This is a genomic window from Lactobacillus juensis (assembly GCF_036246285.1).
GTDB lineage: Bacteria > Bacillota > Bacilli > Lactobacillales > Lactobacillaceae > Lactobacillus > Lactobacillus juensis.
Genome location: NZ_BTTS01000001.1, coordinates 609,831 through 628,258 on the forward strand (window position 1 = coordinate 609,831; position 18,428 = coordinate 628,258).

Sequence of the window (18,428 nt, forward strand, 5' to 3'; positions counted from 1 at the left end):
TTTTTTACGTGTGGCGAACACAAATCAAGGTATAAAAAATAAGCCTTTTTACGCCATGCTCAGGGCAATAAAAAAGCAGCTTAATTGCTGCTTTAACTTCGAGTTATAAATTTTCGTCTTCTGGCAAACCATATTTTTTGTTTGCCGCTCTTATTTGCTCTCTCAATTTTTTGTGGTGTTCATTATCAAAAGCTGATTTAGGTAGTTTCCTAGCAAACTCGATTAGTTCTTTTGTCTGCTTTTTTTCTTCCTCGGTTTCTGGATGATCTCTTCCAATTACCTTGCCACCACTAGGTAAGTGCCAGCGCAGGTCTGAATATGGCTCTTTCTTATTCAATTTCATCAACCTCCAATATTATCTGTTCACCTTTGGTATAACCTTTTAGAATTTTGAATTTTGTGTTACGTCCAAATAGTACCTCTTTTTCTTCTGCCAATCCATAATCTGATAAATCAACGCCATTTTTGCTATTTCTAATAATAATTTGAACGTTATCATTTTCATCGTAGATTACTTTGCTTGCAGAAATGTAACTGGGTTCTACTAATATTGCACCTGGCTTTCTTTCTTTCAAAAAATCAGTCAGTTCTTCTTCGCTCCAAAAGTTTAATGAGCGGTGCAACGGCTTATTCGATTGATATTTAGGTAATTTACTTAAAGCTGAATCAAGGTTGGTAATATTTTCCTTATCATAATCACTCAGTTCTGAGCCTTTTCGCAATTTATCATTAATCTTGTAAGACCAAGATGAAAGATAATTTACTAAGCCCTTTTTTTCAGATTCGGTTAATTCATTTGTTGTTTCAATTTGCCGATTGTTACTACCATATTGCTTTTTCCATTCATTAAATGTCATGTCATCAACATACATACCTTTGCCAGTTTCAGGATCACGTGTCCATCGTTCAGAACTGTCTGGTAAACCCTTAATATATGGCATTGTTGTACATCTACAATAGGGATGTATTAAGGGATAATTCAAGCCTTCAACCTTGTCTTTCAAATCGAAAACTTTTTGATCTAAGTGAGCGCACTCATCACACGTATGTGCCTCCAGTGTCGCTAAATATTGGTATTGCTCAACTCCTTCTTCTTTATAGGCATCGGCTGTTGCAGTTTCAGCAATGTGTCCCATCTCGGTAATAACAAGCCTGTGCAGTTGATAATCTTCAACGTCTTTTAATCGCTGTCGCATCATTTTAAATATCTGCTCGTTGGAATGACCTAAAACAGAACCACGTAACAGTGCATCACCTAACTCATTCGGTAACACTTCAGTGTAGTTTTTCCAAATCCGCTTCGAGAAATCACTGCCTCGCCATGGTTTATGAACTATTTGCTTTATTTGATACTCATTAACATTAGCAAAGCTACTCGATAATTTAGCCTTCTCTATTTGCGTTAAATAGATGCTGTGCATGTAGGTTTGCTGAAACTGGTTAGATAGACTATTCTCCATTTTATCCGTTTCAGATGTAGCGTATTGAGCTAACAGACTAGTTAATTGCTCGTCTATGTTCTCTAGTCTTGATAATTGGCTACGAAAATACTCAGCATCTAGCTCTTTATCAAAACCGCCAGCTTTAGCCTTAGCCTTAAACTCTTTTAGCGTCATGTGCCAGTCACGTGTGCCAATGGTTGACAGTATCTTGCGAGCATCTTTGATGGTTATCTCCTGATTAGCTGCATAACGTTTTAACCAATAATCAACTTCCTGCTCTAATACCTGCTCGACCTCTTTAAGTCTGGCACGCATTGCCACTTCATATTCAGCAGTATTTTGCAATTGTTGCTGTTTCTCATACAAAAAACGACGTTTCCAATAATTAACTTCTCTCTTGGTCGTCATTATTGTCACCGCCGTTTAGGTTGTCGGGATTACCATATTCATCATTACGATTCTTAAGGTCTTCCTGTTCGTCCTTGAGCTCTTGCTGCCAATCTTCAACAATTGGATTTGCCTTAGCAATTGCTTCTTTACTTGTCCAATTTGCCAGTTGACTGACCACTTGCGCTTTTTCGACATCATTCTGAATGGCTGTTCTAGTCCAAGTTTGTTCGATTGGTCTGCTATCAGCGTCAGGCACATGTAGCCAGTTCATAATTGCTCTAACTAATTCAGTCAGTGCATCCCTGAAATAAGCTTCCGTCTTGGCTGCTTTTAATTCCAAATGTGAATACAGCATCTTAATTGCCGTACCCGTAGCATTGTTTGTCTTAAAGTCTGTTGGATCAATTCCTTGTGCGTGAACAAAGATATTAGTCTTAGTTGTTTCCAACATTGAATTTCTAGCTTCCGTTGGAATGTCAATTGCCATCTGGTCTACTCCAGAAGCATCAGCATTGCCCAAATTTGCGATTTTAATTGCCTTATATTTCAGCAGGTCTTTTCTAAATTCATCAATGTCCTGACCACCATAATTTTTCAGGATTAAAAATACCTGTTGAATATCATCCAGGTCATTAACATAGCCGTTATAAATTTTGTCATAAACGTCAATTAAGCCCTTGTAATGATATAGATCGGGTTGTTGCTCTTTATTTTTAGGAAAAGCAATAAACGGAATTCTACCAAGTCCATGATGGTTGACACTTGATGTACCTGTTTCTACACCTGTCGTTGCATCATAAATTGTAAATCTATCGTCCAGTGGTTGAAGATCAGTAAACTGTTCATCTCTCGACTTGAAGGCTGTAACTGTATCCTTGTCCCAATACTCATGCACCCAATGATACTTGGCTGTGTCTGGATTTAGCTCTTTATATGAACGTCTTAGTGCCACTAGCTTACGGTTTAGGTCAGTAGAATAAATCGGCGTAATCTGATCAGGAGACACAATAGCGTATCTGAATTGTTTGTTATCATCTATCCAGTAGTGCAGCCATGCTACACCTGCATTAGCTGCATCTACTACTAATTCATTTAACCTCAAGCCAAAGTTATCACCCAACGTATTTTTGATTTGCTGATTAATTTTATCGTCATCAACATCTATTGTTGGTGGCTTGGTAGCTAAGTAGCCTGCTTCTTGGTCAACTAGCAATTGGTGGAAGTTAGAACTTACCCTGTTATCAGCTGATCTAAAAGGGTTTTTGCTTTCTTTCCCAGCATCTTCTTCCTTTGTTTTGGACTCGCCATTGTTCTTTAAAGTAATATCATTCTCGTTTAAATAATATCGTTTGGATGTACTGTATTTTGATATAAATTGCGTACGTCTTGCTTGCGTATTTTGCAATAGCTTTTTCATCGCTGTTACTTCCAAGGCTCGAAACCTCCTTTCTGTATTAATCTCTCTAGTGCATATCGTGTAGCATCCATTGTGTGGTCATTACCGTCTGGATAACCCGATTTATAGTTGCCGTTCAAGTCAAGCTCAAACTCGTACCCAGTAAATTCTCTCCATGCATCCGGACATCTTGCAGGATCAATGACAATTTCTCGTAAGTCTTCTAACCACTTATAGCCGTGATCTCTTGAGCCTTGTCCTTTTCTAGCGCCATAAATGTTTAAGCCTAAATCACGGTACTCGGCTATTGTTCCAGGGGATGCAGAATCCGCAATTACCGGCTCATTTAATGGGTTACGCTTTTTAATCATTTCAACGGCATCTCTGTTTTTTAAGCCAACTCGCTCAAATTCATCGAAAATAAAAATACGGCGTCTAGCCGTATCCCAATAGATTTTTACGTAAGCTGTAGGGTCGTGTGCAAAACCGAAGTCTAGGCCATGATATATCTTGTCAAATCGGGCAATTTCATCATCGGTTATAGCCCGTGTAGTAATATTGTAGAACACTTCAGCACCAGTACCTGTGACTTCACCAAGATACTCATGACGATACGCTTTCTCATTGTCCTTTTTAAGTTGCTCTGCATCAGCTAAAAACTCAATACCAAGCCATGACTTCGGAACAGAACGATAATCAGACAAATTAACCAACGTATCAGCTCTCATCTGTTCCTGATCTACCGCTTGGTTTACCCAATTAGATTGCCTTGCTGGTGGGTTATATGAATAGAAGGTAATGATACCTGAACCACCACGTCCAAGAGATTGGTTGATTGACCTGATTTCTTCCATGCCTTTAAACTCTGTCACTTCTTCAAAATGTTTGAACTTCGTGTATCCTTGGCGGAACGTTTGCGACTTGATCTTACGTGGATCGTCTGCGCCCTTGAATCTAATTTGTTGCCCAGTTGGCTTAAACGTCAACTGCATTGGACTAACAGATGATTGCCAGTATTCATCAACATGTAATAGGTCTATTGCCCATAAATACTGTTCAAATACCGAATCGCGTAATGTGTTTGCAACTTTACGCAAGACAATAGCATTAGCATTTTTATCTTGCATAACGCCTAAAACAATCATGAGCGAAATAAAAGAGGACTTGGTGCTTCCACGTCCTCCCTTGAGCCAATAGTTAGCATGTTTTTTATTATGAACGTCCCAAAACAGGTCATAAAACGCAGGTGAGATGTTGTTTTTAAGACTTACTTGCATTATTGTCCTCCTTTGGCACGTCAAAATTGATGTTTACTGAAGTATCATTGTCATCTGATGTTAACTGCTCAGCCTGATGTTCAGCAATTGTTGCATCAGCTTTAATTTTACGCAACTGTGCTTTTGCCAACGGATCAACTGGATATCTTTTAAGCAATTCCTTTGCTGCAGTTATCCTATCTTTGGCTGAAACTTCTATATTTTTATAAAGTCCTTTAGCAGTTACCACAGTCTCTGTTTGCTCACCTCGCATAACTGATGACAAGTATTCGAAGATCTCTTTCTGCTTAGCAATCTTTTTGCTTTCAATTTCTTTTTTTCGCTCTTCCATGTAAGAAATAATTTTAGGTTTTTTAAGGTTTTCAGCACCAATAACCCCAGCCGTTTTTTTGCTGTAACCAGCTTTAATTGCGGCGTTTGTGGCATTACCAGAAATCAAATATTCATCTGCAAACTTTTGCTGTTTTAAGTTTAACTTCAAGTACTTATCACCTTCTTTCTGGGCACTAAAAAAGAGCACCACCGGGATGCTCTTTATTTATTTGACTAGTTCGTACGTTTTCTTAAAGATGTCTGGCTTGCACGGATAAAACTCACCATTTACGCCTTTTATGATGTAATCTCCAACGTTGGCAATCATCATACCCTCTAATGTCTCTATCTTTAAGACGGGATGCTTAGGATCTTTATAATCTACTCTAACCGGATCAATTCCTAATTCCTCTTGTAATTGGTTCATTACATCAACATCATCCAAAAATTGAATTGCATTAATAATAACTGGTTTCTTTCTATATTTCATATTTTCCTCCAAACAAAAAGACGGTTGATTAACCCGTCTTTGATATTATTTAATTATATGTAATCCTTTATATTCAACATCAATATTTTCATTATCACAATTGCTGATACCCATAAAACTACATATTTTATTAAAAGCTATTCCCGTATTGTCAGAAATCTTGTCAATGTATTTTCTAACATTAAATGATAAATAATTTAAAGCACTTTTTAAAAATGTAGGCTTTTCTATTGGAATATCATCGTCATATGGTTCCTTATGTCTGTACCCATTTCTAGAAATAGTTTGCCTCAAAAATAATGTTTGCTGTTCTGATATTAGTCCAACTTCATTTCCACGATAAATTAAAGCTTGTATAGAAACTAACCAATGAAGTTTTAATTCCTTCAAATGTTCCATATTAGTAGCATACATATCAGTTGCTAATCCCTCTTCTGGCATTAACAATGCACCAGCAAAATGTTGAGCTTCAGACTCTATAACTTTATGGTTACTCGAATCATCAATATCATTTTTAGAATAATTTGAGTGCAGAAGAATATGTCCTAGCTCATGAGCTATGTTAAATCTCACTCTAACACTAGATGATATTTTTGAATTTATTAAGATATAAAAGTGATTATTATATCTTACAGTAAGTGCATCAATTCCTTCATCATCCAAGTCAATAAAACAAACTCTGATACCCATTTTTTCAACCAATAATGTCATATTGGATATAGGTCCATTCCCCAGCTTAAAATCATTCCGAACTGAATTGGCAACAGAATCTATTTCCCAATAATCTAATATTTTAAATTTATTACTTGTATTTGCATATTCAGGAAGTTCAAAATAACTTAATCCATATTCCAAACTAATTCGAGTCTCTAAATATATAAAAAGGCGTGCCTTTTGGACAGCTTGCTTTTGCTTTCTTTTAGTCACAACAGATTTTTTTCTAAAAAATTGCACCTCATCAAGTTCTGGAATGCTATCAGTGTTTAACAAGAATTTATGTGAAACATCAAATATTTTAGATACTTCAAGGATTGTTTTAAAATCTATTCTTCTTTTATTATGTTCTAATTGTGAAACATTGGCTGACGTGACATTTAACTTACTTGCTAAATCTTTTACTGTCATGCCTTGTAGTTCTCGTAAAAAAGTAAGACGAGAACCATCTACTGCTTCTCTAATAGCCTTTACTTTCCCCATAACTTTTCCTAACTAATTAACTTTTCTGTTTATTTTCTATGAATAACCCAAAATCATCTTTATTGAATTTAGATATTTCGTTAGTAACTGTACTAATCTCTTCACGTTCAATATCTGTATAACGCTCAAAAACGCTTGAAATATTTTCTTTTGTAATCCACTTACCCTTAGAATCCGGAATTCCTAAAACAACAAACTGAGGTTTCTCACTTTGATAGCCATGCGTTAATTCAAAATACAATTCTAGCATACTTGTATCAGCAATAGAAGAATTTGTATCAAATAAACTCAATTGATTATTATATTTATGTCTTAAATTTATTCTAAACTTAGCATTTCGACTACTTCTATTAGTGTCACTAACTTGATTAACAGTTAAAATTGCTCTGTTATCTGACGAAAAAAGTCTCAAATTATTACCTGTTTTCTTATAATTTTCTACATATTTCGTAGTAAACGGTAATGCACCCTGTTTACAGGCTTTAATTATCATAAATTCTACAGCAAGATTTTTCAATTCTGGTTTAACATTCTTATTTCTAAAATAATCCAACTTTAATAATTCACACAAAAAAGAATTTTTATCTTTAGTTAATCCATTAATTTGTTTATATCCTATATATGTGCACCTATTCAAAATAGCTTTATTAACATGACTAAAATATTCATCCACTAATTCACTAGCTGATTTAGTATTGTCAAAATCATTTTTCATTTAAGTACCTTTCTGTGAATTATAATTCACAATTAAAATTTATAATTTTCTTAAGCAGATTGTACAAAATCGCTTGTTTATTAAAGTGTATCATATAATTAACAGTTTTACAATTATAGCTGTATTTATTAACAATGTGATTTTTTCACTAATATTTAAAAATTTTGCTTAATATAAAAAGGTACTCTTACGAATTCCTATAACTATTAAGAATATAAAGTGCTGCAGGATTCGAACTTGCCTAGATCCATTACACTACGCTGCGATTGGAGTCGAACCAATTCTATCCGGTACAGCAATAGCGGTTACAGGAATCCATCATCGCAGCAAATTTACGTTGCTTAACAGTTAACTTATCTTTCAATACTCATCACCCCCTTTTATTGAGCAATAAAAAAAGCACCTAATTGGTGCCTATAAATCATTATTTTCAAAATTTCTTAAACTAAATTGCAAAAAGTGCTATTTTGGTCATTTACAGCACCAAAAATTCACCCTAAAACACAAAAAACGCCATTTTTGGTATTTATCACTTAATTACTTTGTGACAAACGTTTAAAAACAGCGTTTTTTATTTAAGCCGGTCTATTACGGCACTGGTATCGGGACCCAGTTACAAATATTGCCGTAATTCTCACACCAGTTTATTAACTGAATGGATAGGAGACTAGCTAAATTATTTATACAGTTTTTAGTTTAACGTCGTTTCGGACGTCTATTATTTAAACCATGCACTGTAAACAGCTTTATAAAGGTTTGTTATTGCTGACAATCTAGAAGGATCAATGCTTTCTGGTCTCTCCATTTGTGCTTCTAAAGCTTTCTTGCAAAAGTCCATTGCTATGCCAGAGAAATCAACAACCTTTTTTGACACATCAGAAACGCTCATCATGTCTCCTGATTGCTCTTTTTCTTTCTTCTGCTTATTAGCAATACTTGCAATTAATACTTTCTTGTCATGATCTTTAATTAAGTCTGTCAAATTTTTAACTAATTCATCATTATAATATTCCATAGCTTATTTCTCCTAATCTTTCGACACTACCAATATAGCACCTTGAAACTCCGACAATTCTCCGTTTTACTCTGATTTCAAATTTTCCAACAAGTAATTAATGTAATCAGCTTTAATCTTTTTAGCACTCATTTTGCCATTGGTTAAATACGCATCTTGCCAAGCACTATCTTGCCTTGACCTTTGAATTAATCCAAAATCATTAACCTCGTTAATCTGATCCACTAAATTTTTTATAAATAAGATTATTTCTTTCTTTTCAAATTCACCAGTAGAAATTCTATCTTGAATTTCGTTTGAATTTAGTTTCTTAATTTTATCGCCTTTATAAGCCGCATACACTTTATTTATGACTGGACCGTATCTCCATGCTTCAAAATCAGGCTCAAACAGCTCTGGAGGATAGGCACCATCTTGCAGGTCAAACTCGCTTTGATCATCTGGACTGTAATGAATATTGCCGTATGTAGCTGAATAAAAAGCCCACAAAAAATACAAAGTTTTTTGAATTTTCAGCGGTGTGGGATTATCCAGTCTATTTTTAACATACCCAGCTAAATCTATTACGTTGTCAAAAACAAATTTTGCTGCTTTCATATTTTAGGTACCTTTAATTCTGGGATATCGACATCATAGATTATTTTCCATAGCTTATTTCTCCTAATCTTTTGACACTACCATAATATAGCGTAAACACTTCGCTCGGACTTCGCTCATTCTTCGCTCATTGTCCGCTTTTGGAAATTTTCAGTTGGCTCATCTTCAAAAATTCTTAGGTCTTCAATCGAAGTATGATCTCTCTTCCGGTATAGTTCCATTCGTTCCGCAAACTCAACTAAAGCCCTATTTTTTAGCTCATAATATCGTGTCGTTTGATAACCTAATCGTTGAGCTATAGCATAATTGCTAATATTTTTGATGTAAGACAAGTAAAGAATAGTTCCGTAAGGCTTGTCGCCTGAATTACTGCAACTGCTAATGGTGTGATCAACTGCCAATACACAGTTATCTGCATCAATATTAACTGCCATACTTTCGTCCTGATGATTAATGCCATTGTGTGCTGTAATGCCCGTAATATCCATTTTAGGGCTGGACAAATCCGAGCGATGTTTGCCCGAAAGGTTCAAATAATGGTCAAAGTCATGCTCAAAAAAGTCTTTGACGTTCTGCGCTGTTCTGACTGTATCAATTTTGGTGCTTTTAAAAAAACTCAATTGAACAACTCCAATCATTACTATCAACCTTACTTTAATTTCTTTACAAAAACTTCAGTGTCATTCCCAGCTACCATGTACTTTTCACTGGGCTTTATATCGCACCAATGATATTTTTTCACGATAAACTCATGGTGAGTCTTCCTCTTAGCTACTTCAGTATTCTTTGCTACAATTCCCCAATATTTTAAATTGCTTAAATTAACGATATAAACATCATCGTATTTGCCCTTAAATATATCCCTAGGCTTAATTTTATAGTAAAGCAATATCTTGTTTATTGTTGATCTAGTGTGGCCTAATTTTGTAGCAATCTCACCTACAGAATAGCCCATCTTAGTCAGCCTGATAACTTCATCATCATAATAGTGTGGTGTAAACTGCTGACCAGTTGCACTTGTCTTCATTTTTAAACGAGGTTCTGCTCCTGTTGCTTTGTGCAATTTTATCATTAACGGATTATTATCTGGTATTGCTAGCGTGCCGTATTTAGCTTCTATTTCATGGATAATGTTATAAGGTATATTAGCCACCTTGATCACTCCAAATCGCTGTTATCTCCACTCTTGGTTTGTCAGAGTAATACTTGTCCACCTTGAGCGACACCACCTGCTTATCGTCCCGATATAGTCCCTCGTGGACACATACTGCCTTATGTTGCGCATGATCCACTTTCATCTTTGGATTAAGTCCATCTAAGACGATTTTTGCGATATTGTCGCTGTCAGGCTTCTTGCTCGGTCTCTCTTTGCCATTAAGGCACCTTTCTTTGCGCTTTTTAGAATATGTTTTAGGTATTTTAAAATATGCCTTGATACCCAAGCTAATGTCAGCTGAGATAGGCTTCTTAATGCCATTTTTCTGTCTTACTCGCAAAGCACTGTATCTTATCAGCTCTTCATACTTCTGTGTTGTAGACGGTGTATATGTGCTAACGAGCCTGCCCCTACGAGCAAATCTTGGCCTAGCCTTACCTTGTGGATCACCCAGGATGCCAAATACTACGCTATGATAGTTTGATTTATCATGTTGCATCATTTGGCCTAAATTTTACTTTTTCGAATAGAATTTATTTCTTTAGCAAAAACTGAGTCATGATTTATTGGACTTACATAATTTTCAAATTGCCATTCATCATTTTCACAGGTAGCTAAATTATTTGTTTTTCTTAAAGCTTCTTTTTTAGATGAGAATATCATCCCACCATTTTTAATATCTTCAAAAACTGGCTTTCTTGTTTTGGTATAGTTATCAGTAATGATGTTACTTAGCCATAACTCTTTTGTCTGATTGTATGCAATTACTCTTTTCATTTTTTTACCTCAGCTAAAATTGATATCGTGTAAATTCAAAATGTTGAGCAATATATTTCTTTGCTCATTTGTTTTAATTAAACTCTCTCAAATATTCATCGACTGTCATTTCTTCTAAGTCTTCATAATTTTTCAAATTCTGAATTAAACATTCGGGACTGCAGAAAATGTCAGAGTCAAAAACAATAACACCATCTTCACCGGATAGGTCACGTTTACATGTTTGACAATATACGTTTTCAGCCATTTTGAACCTCCAACTTTCTGCCACAAACTGGGCAATAGTTAATCTTTTGACTATCTCTAATTATTAAATGATCGTAATAAGTCTCTTCAACCAGTATCAATTGACATTTTGCCGCATCAATCTTAACGGTCGAATCAGCAGACCATAATAGGTTTGAGCCATATTGGCAATATTCACACATGGTATTTGCCGCCTTACTGTGTAACCTGCTCTATCTTTTTAGTTTTAGGGTTAACTTCAAACAGATCTATCTTTTCTCCGTCATCGTTGTTATCGTCTTCGGGTTCAAAGTTGCTATCTGCTGAGACATCATCAATATCCACTGGCTCTTCAGGCTCATCCGGCATTTGCTGCTTGAGGTTTTCATACAAGTCTTCTGTTAGGCCATAGACACTGCCATCGTTAGTTGTTACCGTGTATTTGGTCTCTCGTTGACCATTAGCATCTATCCTGTGTAACTTGTCTAGCATTGCTATGTCGCTAACTTCAAATTCACCATCTAATTCTTCGATTAATTCAAGTTGACTTGACTCTAGATATACCGTGATCTTTCCGTCAGCAATGTCGTTAAGCTTGTCTAGCGATAGATTGTCTGTCGTTGTCTTAATCTGGATAGTCACGCCCTTATCCTTAGTTTTAAAGTTGTCCAAGTCACCGTTAAATGTTATTTTTTTGCCGTTCATTTTTATACCTCTACTTGTTCTTCTCTATTCATAAACTTGTCAATAAAGTATTGTTGCCCTATCCCCGTAACCTTAGGGGTCTTCCTAATCGAGGGAATGCCATCAGCATGGTTAATCACTGTTTCTTTAATTTGAAACAATCCTAATTCCATTGAACGTTGGGTAGGCATATTACGGTCGCTACCTCTGCGACTAATTAAGTAGCCGTTCTCTCTTAACCAATCGAATAACCGGTTTTGTCCTATTTGAATACCTTTGCCTCTTAATATCTTTGCCAATTCGCCAATTAAAATCGTGTCGTCACTTGCTGAAACAGTATCCGCAAATAAGGCTTTAGGCTGCATTTTCTTGATTTGTATATCCTTTTGCTCTAGTTGATCGGCTGCTTGCTTTAACAAACTAGCCAATCCTTCTTTGTTAGTAGTAATGTCAATAGCTTTCTGGTCTGTCAGATAAGCGCCATTTTTTCTAATTGTCGGTAAAACTTCACTGGTAACCCACCGCTTGAATTTTTTAGCATTGGGTAATTTGCTACTAAGTATCAGGCTATAGAGTCCCGACTCATTGATAATCGTTACTTTCTGCGTTCCACCAAGGGGGCCCTGAATTGGGGCGTCCTTTTTGTCAAAATCATCAACATGATTAGCAATAGCATTTCTTGATTTTTTGTAACCAAGAATGGTCGCTACATCTTTAGCCACAAAATAAGGCTCATCATCAATAGTCAGCGTTCTGACTTTGTGATTTTCAAATCTAAATAACTGAATATTTTGCATTTTTGGACTCCTTAATACCAAACATCAGGATGTCTGCCTATGGTGTAAATAGGTTGTCCGTTATAATCACTGCATATTTCTAATCCACCGTTTTGTCTGGCAACTGTGTCCCAATATTGCTGGTTTTCCATGTAATCTGATTCTAAAATTTGTTCCATTTTTGCTTCTCCTTAATTAATAAATATTACTGGTAACTTGTTGTTACAATTCTTTTGTTCAAATTCCACGAAGAATTGATGTAATTCTTTTAGTTGTTCTTTTTCTTTTCTGTCAAAGGCTCCAATACCGTTGACAATGTCATAGTTAAATCTCTCTACTGCTCGCTTTTGGAACATCTGGTTATAGATGCTATTCCAATCGGTAGCTATTTCTGTCTTCTTAATCTTCATCATCATTTTTAATATTTAATGAGTTAAGTAGTACTTGTGACCTTTTGAGTAAAAGTGGTATATCTTCTTCATGCCTTCCGGTTTTAATATCACTTTTGATTTCTTTTAAATCGCTAATTACAATATCAAGCATGCCAGTTATATCAGCGTTTAAATTTAAATTAGTATATTCTTCCATTTTGTATTTCTCCCTAAATTCTCGGTCTTTTATCTGCTATTTTTGAAAAGTCGATAACCTTGCGTCTATCGCTTTCTTGCATCCGACTAACTAGCCGTGAGTGATATGTTCTGTATAATTCATCCAAACTCAAATTTGTCGTTGTAATAATTCGCTGATTACTCTCGTAAATATCGAATATGGTATCCTGCACAAAGCTAGTAGCCATATTGTTGGCACTCTCTGCTCCTAAATCATCAAGGACAACCAGGTTAGCTTTACTGACAACATCAGTTACGTGCTTAGGCGACCAGATACCAGTTTTATCCTGAAACCAGTTTTTCATCTCTCGAATTAGCTTGTTAACGCTGATAAACAAACACCTAACCATTGGATCTGCATTATCGTTAACTGCATTAAGGATTGCCATAGCAAGATGTGTTTTTCCTGATCCTGCATTGCCGTAAAAGATACAGTTACCTTTTGCATCTGGGTTTCTTAAGTAATCTTTAGCAATATCATGTGCACTGCTTTTAGCCAAGTACTCAAAAGTTTTAGGCTGGGCTTTAAAATTTTTAAAGGTGTAATTAAACACTTCATCCCTATCGACTAACGATTTCCGCTTAAGATAGCCTCTAGTTTGGTTTGTCCTTAAGTTCTGTGCCATCTTTTTTAATTGAGCCTGATTTTTCTCGTATTGACATTGCTCGCAGAAAGGCTTCATTTTTTTAAAGCCGTCTAAGTAAACCAGGTGCACATGGTGTTTAGGACAAATCTGATCAGTTTTTCTTGTGCGATGTGCAATTATATTTACTGCTTTGCCATTTATTTTCATAGCTCCTCCAATTGCCTAAAAGGGTAGGTCATCTTCATCCACACCATCCATTGTCCCGTTTGCGTAGGCTTCTACTCCAAAGCTTGCATGTGCTGGCACACTGGGCGCTCGTTCATTCAGGTAGCTCTCAAACTTCGTGCCAAACAATGTCTGGGGTCGCAGATATTTGCTCATTTTCTGGTCTTGCGACCAACTGAACACCTTGTTGTCTATTACTCGCTTGAAATCGTCTAATGTGTAGCCCTCTTTCACTCGTGCATCAATTAGTCGTTTGTTAATAGCAGAGCTTGCTTTATACCTTGCTCCAATTTTGTCATTAAGATAATCAATGACATCTTTGTGGATAGTGCTAGGTTCTGTTTTAGCTGAACCATTATTTCTTTTATTTGATATTTCTTTATATTGATAATTCTTATTATTGTTATTACTTAGTCGGAGGTTTTGCGCTGGACGCTTTTCACGCTGAGCGCTTTTTACGTCAGGCGTGTTTTGGCGGTTTTTTGGCGGATTTGTCGACATTTTACCGTTAACGCTGTTTTGTGCTTGACGGTTAAGTCTACCTGTATCATCTAGGATCCAATCCAAACCATCGAAACTGCCATTTTTTGAATGACGATTAACTCTTTTCAAATAGCCATGCTCTTCTAACTCTTGTAGTCCTGATTGCAGAGCCTTTTCTCCATCTTTTGAGTGACTGGCTATTTCTTTCATATAAAACTGCCATTCATTCGCTTGACTCCAAAGGTAATTAAAAATTCCTCTAGCTTTCCAGGTTAAATCGTCATCTCTTACTAGCTGATTATTAGTATTGGTGTAATTGCCATTATCTTTTTTAATTAAACGCACCATGTTAAAATCCTCCTAAAAGAGATTAAGTGTCTGTGTTTCGTCATCAGTAGTATCACCATCAACTAATTTCTTAATTTCGTTGTTTTTTTCTGTCTCAGTTTCCTCTTTTGTACCAGTTTCTTTTTCATCAGCTGGCTCTGCTTCCTGGGCTTTTTTTATCTTTTTTTCTTTTGCTTTATCTAAAAGCTGTTTCATTTTGTACTGATCATTAAATTGTTTGATTGCCTGCAATGTTTGAGGGTCTTTCTGATCCATTAACCATTGCAACGTCTCACGATCTTGATTTTCTATGTAGTCATTCCAGATATCTTTTAGCAAATAGCTTTTGCCCAGGACGTTAACCTTGAAACTGTTAAGCTCATCAACATCTAATACCATTACACGTTTCCGATTATCTTGTGGTTTAAGGTTACGAGCATCGTCATCTTCTTCACTAGCAATTCCAAAGGCAGCACTTAGGCTGTATCTTTTTGCGTAGCTGATTAAGCCTGCCGTCTGTTGTGCATCACCACTGTTAGTGTTGCTAAACCAAATCTTATCTGTTATCATTTGTGCTCCTGATGTATCGACCATTACTGTTTGAACACATACGCCATCATTGCTGTTGTCAATGTCGAAGTAGTAAGCAAACACAACATTGCCATCTTTGTCTTTAACAGCTCTACAAGCGTCCATCACTGCTTTATCAACATCTGCAAGGTCAGCGTAGCTGTAACTGTAAGAGCTACCTTTTCTGGTAGCCACTTTAACGTTTTTAGTTCGCTTAGGCTGTTTTATCTTGCTTTTAACCTGAATAAAATGCTTATTCCAAGTAGCACGGTTCTGTTCATCTCCAATAAACTCCATTAGTTCACCTTCTCAATTTTGAACCCCATATCTTTAAGGTATTGCATCAATTGGTTAAATTGGTAGTTGGTACCGCCTAGCTTAATTCTTGCCTTTTTAGTAATCAGGTAGGCTATGTGATAGTCAGCTATAACTTCACCAGTGTTCTTATCAATAGCTTTACCGTTCTTCTCAACAATGTTTTTGTTTGCCTCGGTTTTAGGCTTTTTCTCACGTTCAGCGGCTTTTTCTACTTCTTTGGCATAATTATCCATTTCGCTTAAAACATTGCTTAGAGAGGAATTATTTAACTGCTCAACCCAATGTTGATAAGGTAGCCCTAATTCATCCGCTTTAGCAGTAACAACTTTGATATTCTCCGCTAATTGCTCTTTTTCTTTGGTTAAAAGATCAATTTGCTGATTAACTTCTTTTTCAAACGTGGCATAAGGTTCCGATTTGTTGTACCATTGCTGATTAATTTCAATTTTTGATGGATCAACTCCAACCTCTTTGCAACGCTTATTAATATCAGCATTAATATTTGCTTCACGCTGTTTCTTAGCATTGTCTTCAAACACTTTAATCTGATTACCAATGTGATCGGAAGCCTGACTTATTTCATCCAGTAGGGCTTTAATTTGCTTTTTGAAGATCAAGACTGGCTTGTCAGCTTCTTTGACAATGTCTATCTTCTTGTCATTTAGTGCTTTGGCTAGTTTATTAAGTCTTGCTCTTGCTTCTTTAGCTGACTTAAAGTTGTTGGTATCAACATCGTATTTCATAAATTCAGTGTTAATGGCATCAACACTGCTTTTCATTTTTTCGTATTCAGGAAAATCTATTTTTGCAGGAGTAAAGGCAATGCCATATTGCTTACTACCTAGTGCAATTATTTCTTGTTCCTTTTTTAATTTTGGGTTATCAACCATCACAGTGCCTCTCTTTCTTTGTCAGTTATTTCATGACCTTCAAAATAGAACATTGCTACTTCGTACCACCATTCACCGTCAGGATCATCCCACCAATCAGAAAAGTCTTGCAACATATCCTCGTATGTTTGCATTCCTCTGGGATTCTTTGGCGAGTAGCCAACTGCTTCAGTATATTTTTTGAGGTCATTCATTAGAAAAGCCTGCGCTACGACAAAGTCCCTAGCCGTGCTGTAGTCACAGCCATACTCACCATAGGTAGCTAAGCCACCATTAGCCTCTGTACCTATACACTCCATTTGTGTTATAATCTCCTTAGTATTCTTTATATGCTTTCATTGAATACATACCCGATTTTTGTCGGGTTTTTTTGTGTTTTAAATCGTCCCTGGCAGAAAGGGCGGTATACTTAGCACGTAAATCGTTGATACCAGCCCAGCAATTGCTAGAAGCAATGATGCGATTAACAATCCTTTGCTTTTCGGATAAGTGCCGAAACATATGCATAATATGTGCTGCCATTTTTCTAATGTCCTTTCTACTATTGCGGTAATTTTGCGTTCCAATCTATTTCACCTCGATGTTTGTCCATCCACTCAGCAGCTGGCTTTTCAAAAATAATAGTTTTGCTGCCCTCTTCCGTTCTCCTTGGATTAACCACCCATCCACCGTTTTTCACGTTAACTTCTGGAAATTCATCAAAAATGAATAACCTAATCCAGTTTGGAGCTTTCTTACCGCAGTATTTTTCGGAAAACTCTTTCATTTTTATTGTTTTTCCTACTAAGGACTCTGCGGGGACGTAACCCCGCTTTTCCATAATTTGATCAACTAAACTTGCCAAAGACTCAACAGGTATTGGCAAATCTAATACTTTCATCATTATTTATCCGCTCCTTTAAATAATATAAATACATTTAATTGTTTTAAATTTTCTTGATATAATCATCCTTAAAGGAGATGATTATATGAAAATAGACGATTATAATTTGACCAATGACGCTAAATTCTTAATTAGTTCAATGTATAAAGAATATCTTTCTCGTCTAAAAGACAACTCACCCAAACGATCAGCTGTTTTATTTGGAAATTCAGAATCAATTCACCGATTAATGCCTGAATGGTCTAAAGAAGACACCGATTACACCGTCGAGGAACTAATTGACAAAGGTCTTTTAAAAGGACATCCAGTATTAGGTGGTTATTTGGATATAACTCTTACAACTGATGCGGTCGCAATGTTACAAATGTCTTTCAAAGATAAAATTGATATCGTTCTTGACTATGCAACTAAAATTAAAAATTTGATAATTCCTTAATTTGGTCGCCCATTACATACCAATCAGTTGCAATTAAGTCTTCCAAAGTCGGCATCCATCCTGCATAAGCTCTGTTAGGATCACTTTTGGGAATAATAAAAATTCCCTTAGTTAAGTTGGTGCAGATAAAAACTGCTGGTCGTGGACCATCACTTTTTCTGGCAATACCTCGACCTAATTTTTGTGCCTTAAGTGCTGCGTCTCTAATATCCATTAGCTAATTTTTTCCTCCATCCCTAACACCTTATATACTTTTTTCCTAACTGATATATCACGTGGTGTGGTTCCACCATGAATTGCATAGCTAAGTGTCGGTCTATTAACATTTAATAGATCTGCCAAACTTGAAACTGTATACCCTTGTCGTATCATTTCAATTTTGATGTCACTAAAAATCTTTAACTTTGCTTCCGCTAAGGCCTGCTCTGCTGGCAACATAGCTCACTCCCTTCTTCCTAAAAACAAAAATGTAAATAATTTTGTCAATAAATTACTAAATTTTGTTGACATATATTAGGAAATATCCTAATATGAAGACATAATAAATAAAGCAATTGAACTGGCTATCCCCACTAATTCAATACTTTTTTGTTTATACAAAAGTTTAAATAATTCAATTGACAATTACATATTACTAATATTTCCTAATTTT

Annotated in this window: 31 protein-coding genes; 1 reads left to right on the top strand and 30 read right to left on the bottom strand. The window is 35.9% G+C overall.

The window, feature by feature from the left end:
* Positions 1-103 precede the first annotated feature (103 nt).
* From AAA926_RS02785 to AAA926_RS02920, 28 genes are all read right to left on the bottom strand, one after another.
* Complete coding sequence (locus AAA926_RS02785) at positions 104-337, bottom strand: hypothetical protein (RefSeq protein WP_338211787.1); 234 nt, start codon at positions 335-337, stop codon at positions 104-106.
* Entirely contained in the window at positions 330-1,850 is a 1,521-nt protein-coding gene (locus AAA926_RS02790; RefSeq protein ID WP_338211788.1) for a minor capsid protein, read from the bottom strand. The genes AAA926_RS02785 and AAA926_RS02790 overlap by 8 nt, the downstream gene beginning before the upstream one ends.
* Positions 1,828-3,264 (bottom strand): phage portal protein, encoded by a 1,437-nt coding sequence (locus AAA926_RS02795; protein WP_338211789.1) that lies wholly within the window; start codon positions 3,262-3,264, stop codon positions 1,828-1,830. Before AAA926_RS02795 ends, AAA926_RS02790 begins: the two co-directional genes overlap by 23 nt.
* Complete coding sequence (locus AAA926_RS02800; RefSeq protein ID WP_338211790.1) at positions 3,255-4,505, bottom strand: PBSX family phage terminase large subunit; 1,251 nt, start codon at positions 4,503-4,505, stop codon at positions 3,255-3,257. Before AAA926_RS02800 ends, AAA926_RS02795 begins: the two co-directional genes overlap by 10 nt.
* On the bottom strand, positions 4,489-4,986 hold the full coding sequence (locus AAA926_RS02805) for a terminase small subunit (protein ID WP_338211791.1): 498 nt from the start codon (positions 4,984-4,986) through the stop codon (positions 4,489-4,491). Before AAA926_RS02805 ends, AAA926_RS02800 begins: the two co-directional genes overlap by 17 nt.
* A 57-nt stretch (positions 4,987-5,043) precedes the next feature.
* Positions 5,044-5,307 (bottom strand): hypothetical protein, encoded by a 264-nt coding sequence (locus AAA926_RS02810; RefSeq protein WP_338211792.1) that lies wholly within the window; start codon positions 5,305-5,307, stop codon positions 5,044-5,046.
* Between the two features lie 45 nt (positions 5,308-5,352).
* The gene (locus tag AAA926_RS02815) at positions 5,353-6,504 is read right to left on the bottom strand and encodes an ImmA/IrrE family metallo-endopeptidase (RefSeq protein WP_338211793.1); all 1,152 of its coding nucleotides are present in this window, start codon (positions 6,502-6,504) and stop codon (positions 5,353-5,355) included.
* A 16-nt stretch (positions 6,505-6,520) separates the two neighbouring features.
* A complete protein-coding gene (locus AAA926_RS02820) occupies positions 6,521-7,219 on the bottom strand; it encodes a hypothetical protein (RefSeq protein ID WP_338211794.1) in 699 nt (232 codons plus the stop codon).
* Positions 7,220-7,937: 718 nt separating this feature from the next.
* On the bottom strand, positions 7,938-8,234 hold the full coding sequence (locus AAA926_RS02825) for a hypothetical protein (protein ID WP_338211795.1): 297 nt from the start codon (positions 8,232-8,234) through the stop codon (positions 7,938-7,940).
* Positions 8,235-8,300: 66 nt separating this feature from the next.
* Positions 8,301-8,831, bottom strand: coding sequence for a type II toxin-antitoxin system antitoxin SocA domain-containing protein (locus AAA926_RS02830; RefSeq protein ID WP_338211796.1), 531 nt, complete (start codon positions 8,829-8,831; stop codon positions 8,301-8,303).
* 116 nt (positions 8,832-8,947) lie between these two features.
* A complete protein-coding gene (locus AAA926_RS02835) occupies positions 8,948-9,451 on the bottom strand; it encodes an ArpU family phage packaging/lysis transcriptional regulator (RefSeq protein WP_338211797.1) in 504 nt (167 codons plus the stop codon).
* Between the two features lie 29 nt (positions 9,452-9,480).
* Positions 9,481-9,984, bottom strand: coding sequence for a hypothetical protein (locus AAA926_RS02840; protein WP_338211798.1), 504 nt, complete (start codon positions 9,982-9,984; stop codon positions 9,481-9,483).
* Entirely contained in the window at positions 9,977-10,489 is a 513-nt protein-coding gene (locus tag AAA926_RS02845) for a RusA family crossover junction endodeoxyribonuclease (RefSeq protein WP_338211799.1), read from the bottom strand. The genes AAA926_RS02840 and AAA926_RS02845 overlap by 8 nt, the downstream gene beginning before the upstream one ends.
* Before the next feature lie 5 nt (positions 10,490-10,494).
* Entirely contained in the window at positions 10,495-10,764 is a 270-nt protein-coding gene (locus AAA926_RS02850) for a hypothetical protein (protein WP_338211800.1), read from the bottom strand.
* A 73-nt stretch (positions 10,765-10,837) separates the two neighbouring features.
* Positions 10,838-11,011, bottom strand: coding sequence for a hypothetical protein (locus tag AAA926_RS02855; RefSeq protein WP_338211801.1), 174 nt, complete (start codon positions 11,009-11,011; stop codon positions 10,838-10,840).
* Entirely contained in the window at positions 11,004-11,192 is a 189-nt protein-coding gene (locus tag AAA926_RS02860) for a hypothetical protein (RefSeq protein WP_338211802.1), read from the bottom strand. The genes AAA926_RS02855 and AAA926_RS02860 overlap by 8 nt, the downstream gene beginning before the upstream one ends.
* Positions 11,193-11,205: 13 nt before the next feature.
* Positions 11,206-11,694, bottom strand: coding sequence for a hypothetical protein (locus tag AAA926_RS02865; protein ID WP_338211803.1), 489 nt, complete (start codon positions 11,692-11,694; stop codon positions 11,206-11,208).
* Between the two features lie 2 nt (positions 11,695-11,696).
* Positions 11,697-12,470: a phage antirepressor gene (locus AAA926_RS02870; protein WP_338211804.1), complete on the bottom strand. Its 774-nt coding sequence runs from the start codon at positions 12,468-12,470 to the stop codon at positions 11,697-11,699.
* 11 nt (positions 12,471-12,481) lie between these two features.
* Positions 12,482-12,628: a hypothetical protein gene (locus tag AAA926_RS02875; RefSeq protein ID WP_338211805.1), complete on the bottom strand. Its 147-nt coding sequence runs from the start codon at positions 12,626-12,628 to the stop codon at positions 12,482-12,484.
* A gap of 12 nt (positions 12,629-12,640) precedes the next feature.
* Positions 12,641-12,859 (bottom strand): hypothetical protein, encoded by a 219-nt coding sequence (locus AAA926_RS02880; RefSeq protein WP_338211806.1) that lies wholly within the window; start codon positions 12,857-12,859, stop codon positions 12,641-12,643.
* Positions 12,849-13,037, bottom strand: a complete 189-nt coding sequence (locus AAA926_RS02885) for a hypothetical protein (protein WP_338211807.1) — start codon at positions 13,035-13,037, stop codon at positions 12,849-12,851. The genes AAA926_RS02880 and AAA926_RS02885 overlap by 11 nt, the downstream gene beginning before the upstream one ends.
* Positions 13,038-13,050: 13 nt before the next feature.
* On the bottom strand, positions 13,051-13,851 hold the full coding sequence (locus tag AAA926_RS02890; protein ID WP_338211808.1) for a DnaA ATPase domain-containing protein: 801 nt from the start codon (positions 13,849-13,851) through the stop codon (positions 13,051-13,053).
* Positions 13,852-13,866: 15 nt separating this feature from the next.
* The gene (locus AAA926_RS02895; protein ID WP_338211809.1) at positions 13,867-14,700 is read right to left on the bottom strand and encodes a conserved phage C-terminal domain-containing protein; all 834 of its coding nucleotides are present in this window, start codon (positions 14,698-14,700) and stop codon (positions 13,867-13,869) included.
* A gap of 12 nt (positions 14,701-14,712) precedes the next feature.
* On the bottom strand, positions 14,713-15,546 hold the full coding sequence (locus tag AAA926_RS02900) for an ERF family protein (protein WP_338211810.1): 834 nt from the start codon (positions 15,544-15,546) through the stop codon (positions 14,713-14,715).
* A complete protein-coding gene (locus tag AAA926_RS02905) occupies positions 15,546-16,457 on the bottom strand; it encodes a DUF1351 domain-containing protein (protein ID WP_338211811.1) in 912 nt (303 codons plus the stop codon). Before AAA926_RS02905 ends, AAA926_RS02900 begins: the two co-directional genes overlap by 1 nt.
* A complete protein-coding gene (locus AAA926_RS02910) occupies positions 16,457-16,756 on the bottom strand; it encodes a hypothetical protein (RefSeq protein ID WP_338211812.1) in 300 nt (99 codons plus the stop codon). The genes AAA926_RS02905 and AAA926_RS02910 overlap by 1 nt, the downstream gene beginning before the upstream one ends.
* A 16-nt stretch (positions 16,757-16,772) precedes the next feature.
* A complete protein-coding gene (locus AAA926_RS02915) occupies positions 16,773-16,979 on the bottom strand; it encodes a hypothetical protein (protein WP_338211813.1) in 207 nt (68 codons plus the stop codon).
* A 19-nt stretch (positions 16,980-16,998) separates the two neighbouring features.
* Positions 16,999-17,340 carry a DUF771 domain-containing protein gene (locus AAA926_RS02920; protein WP_338211814.1) on the bottom strand — a complete coding sequence of 114 codons (342 nt, stop codon included), beginning with the start codon at positions 17,338-17,340 and terminating at the stop codon, positions 16,999-17,001.
* A gap of 85 nt (positions 17,341-17,425) precedes the next feature.
* Here AAA926_RS02920 and AAA926_RS02925 point away from each other — a divergent pair, with 85 nt between their 5' ends.
* A complete protein-coding gene (locus tag AAA926_RS02925; RefSeq protein ID WP_338211815.1) occupies positions 17,426-17,776 on the top strand; it encodes a hypothetical protein in 351 nt (116 codons plus the stop codon).
* On the opposite strand, the gene AAA926_RS02930 is transcribed toward AAA926_RS02925, so the two are convergent.
* The gene (locus AAA926_RS02930; RefSeq protein WP_338211816.1) at positions 17,754-17,990 is read right to left on the bottom strand and encodes a Thoeris anti-defense Tad2 family protein; all 237 of its coding nucleotides are present in this window, start codon (positions 17,988-17,990) and stop codon (positions 17,754-17,756) included. The two genes, AAA926_RS02925 and AAA926_RS02930, sit on opposite strands and share 23 nt — an antisense overlap.
* The gene (locus AAA926_RS02935; RefSeq protein ID WP_338211817.1) at positions 17,990-18,214 is read right to left on the bottom strand and encodes a transcriptional regulator; all 225 of its coding nucleotides are present in this window, start codon (positions 18,212-18,214) and stop codon (positions 17,990-17,992) included. The genes AAA926_RS02930 and AAA926_RS02935 overlap by 1 nt, the downstream gene beginning before the upstream one ends.
* Positions 18,215-18,428: the final 214 nt, after the last annotated feature.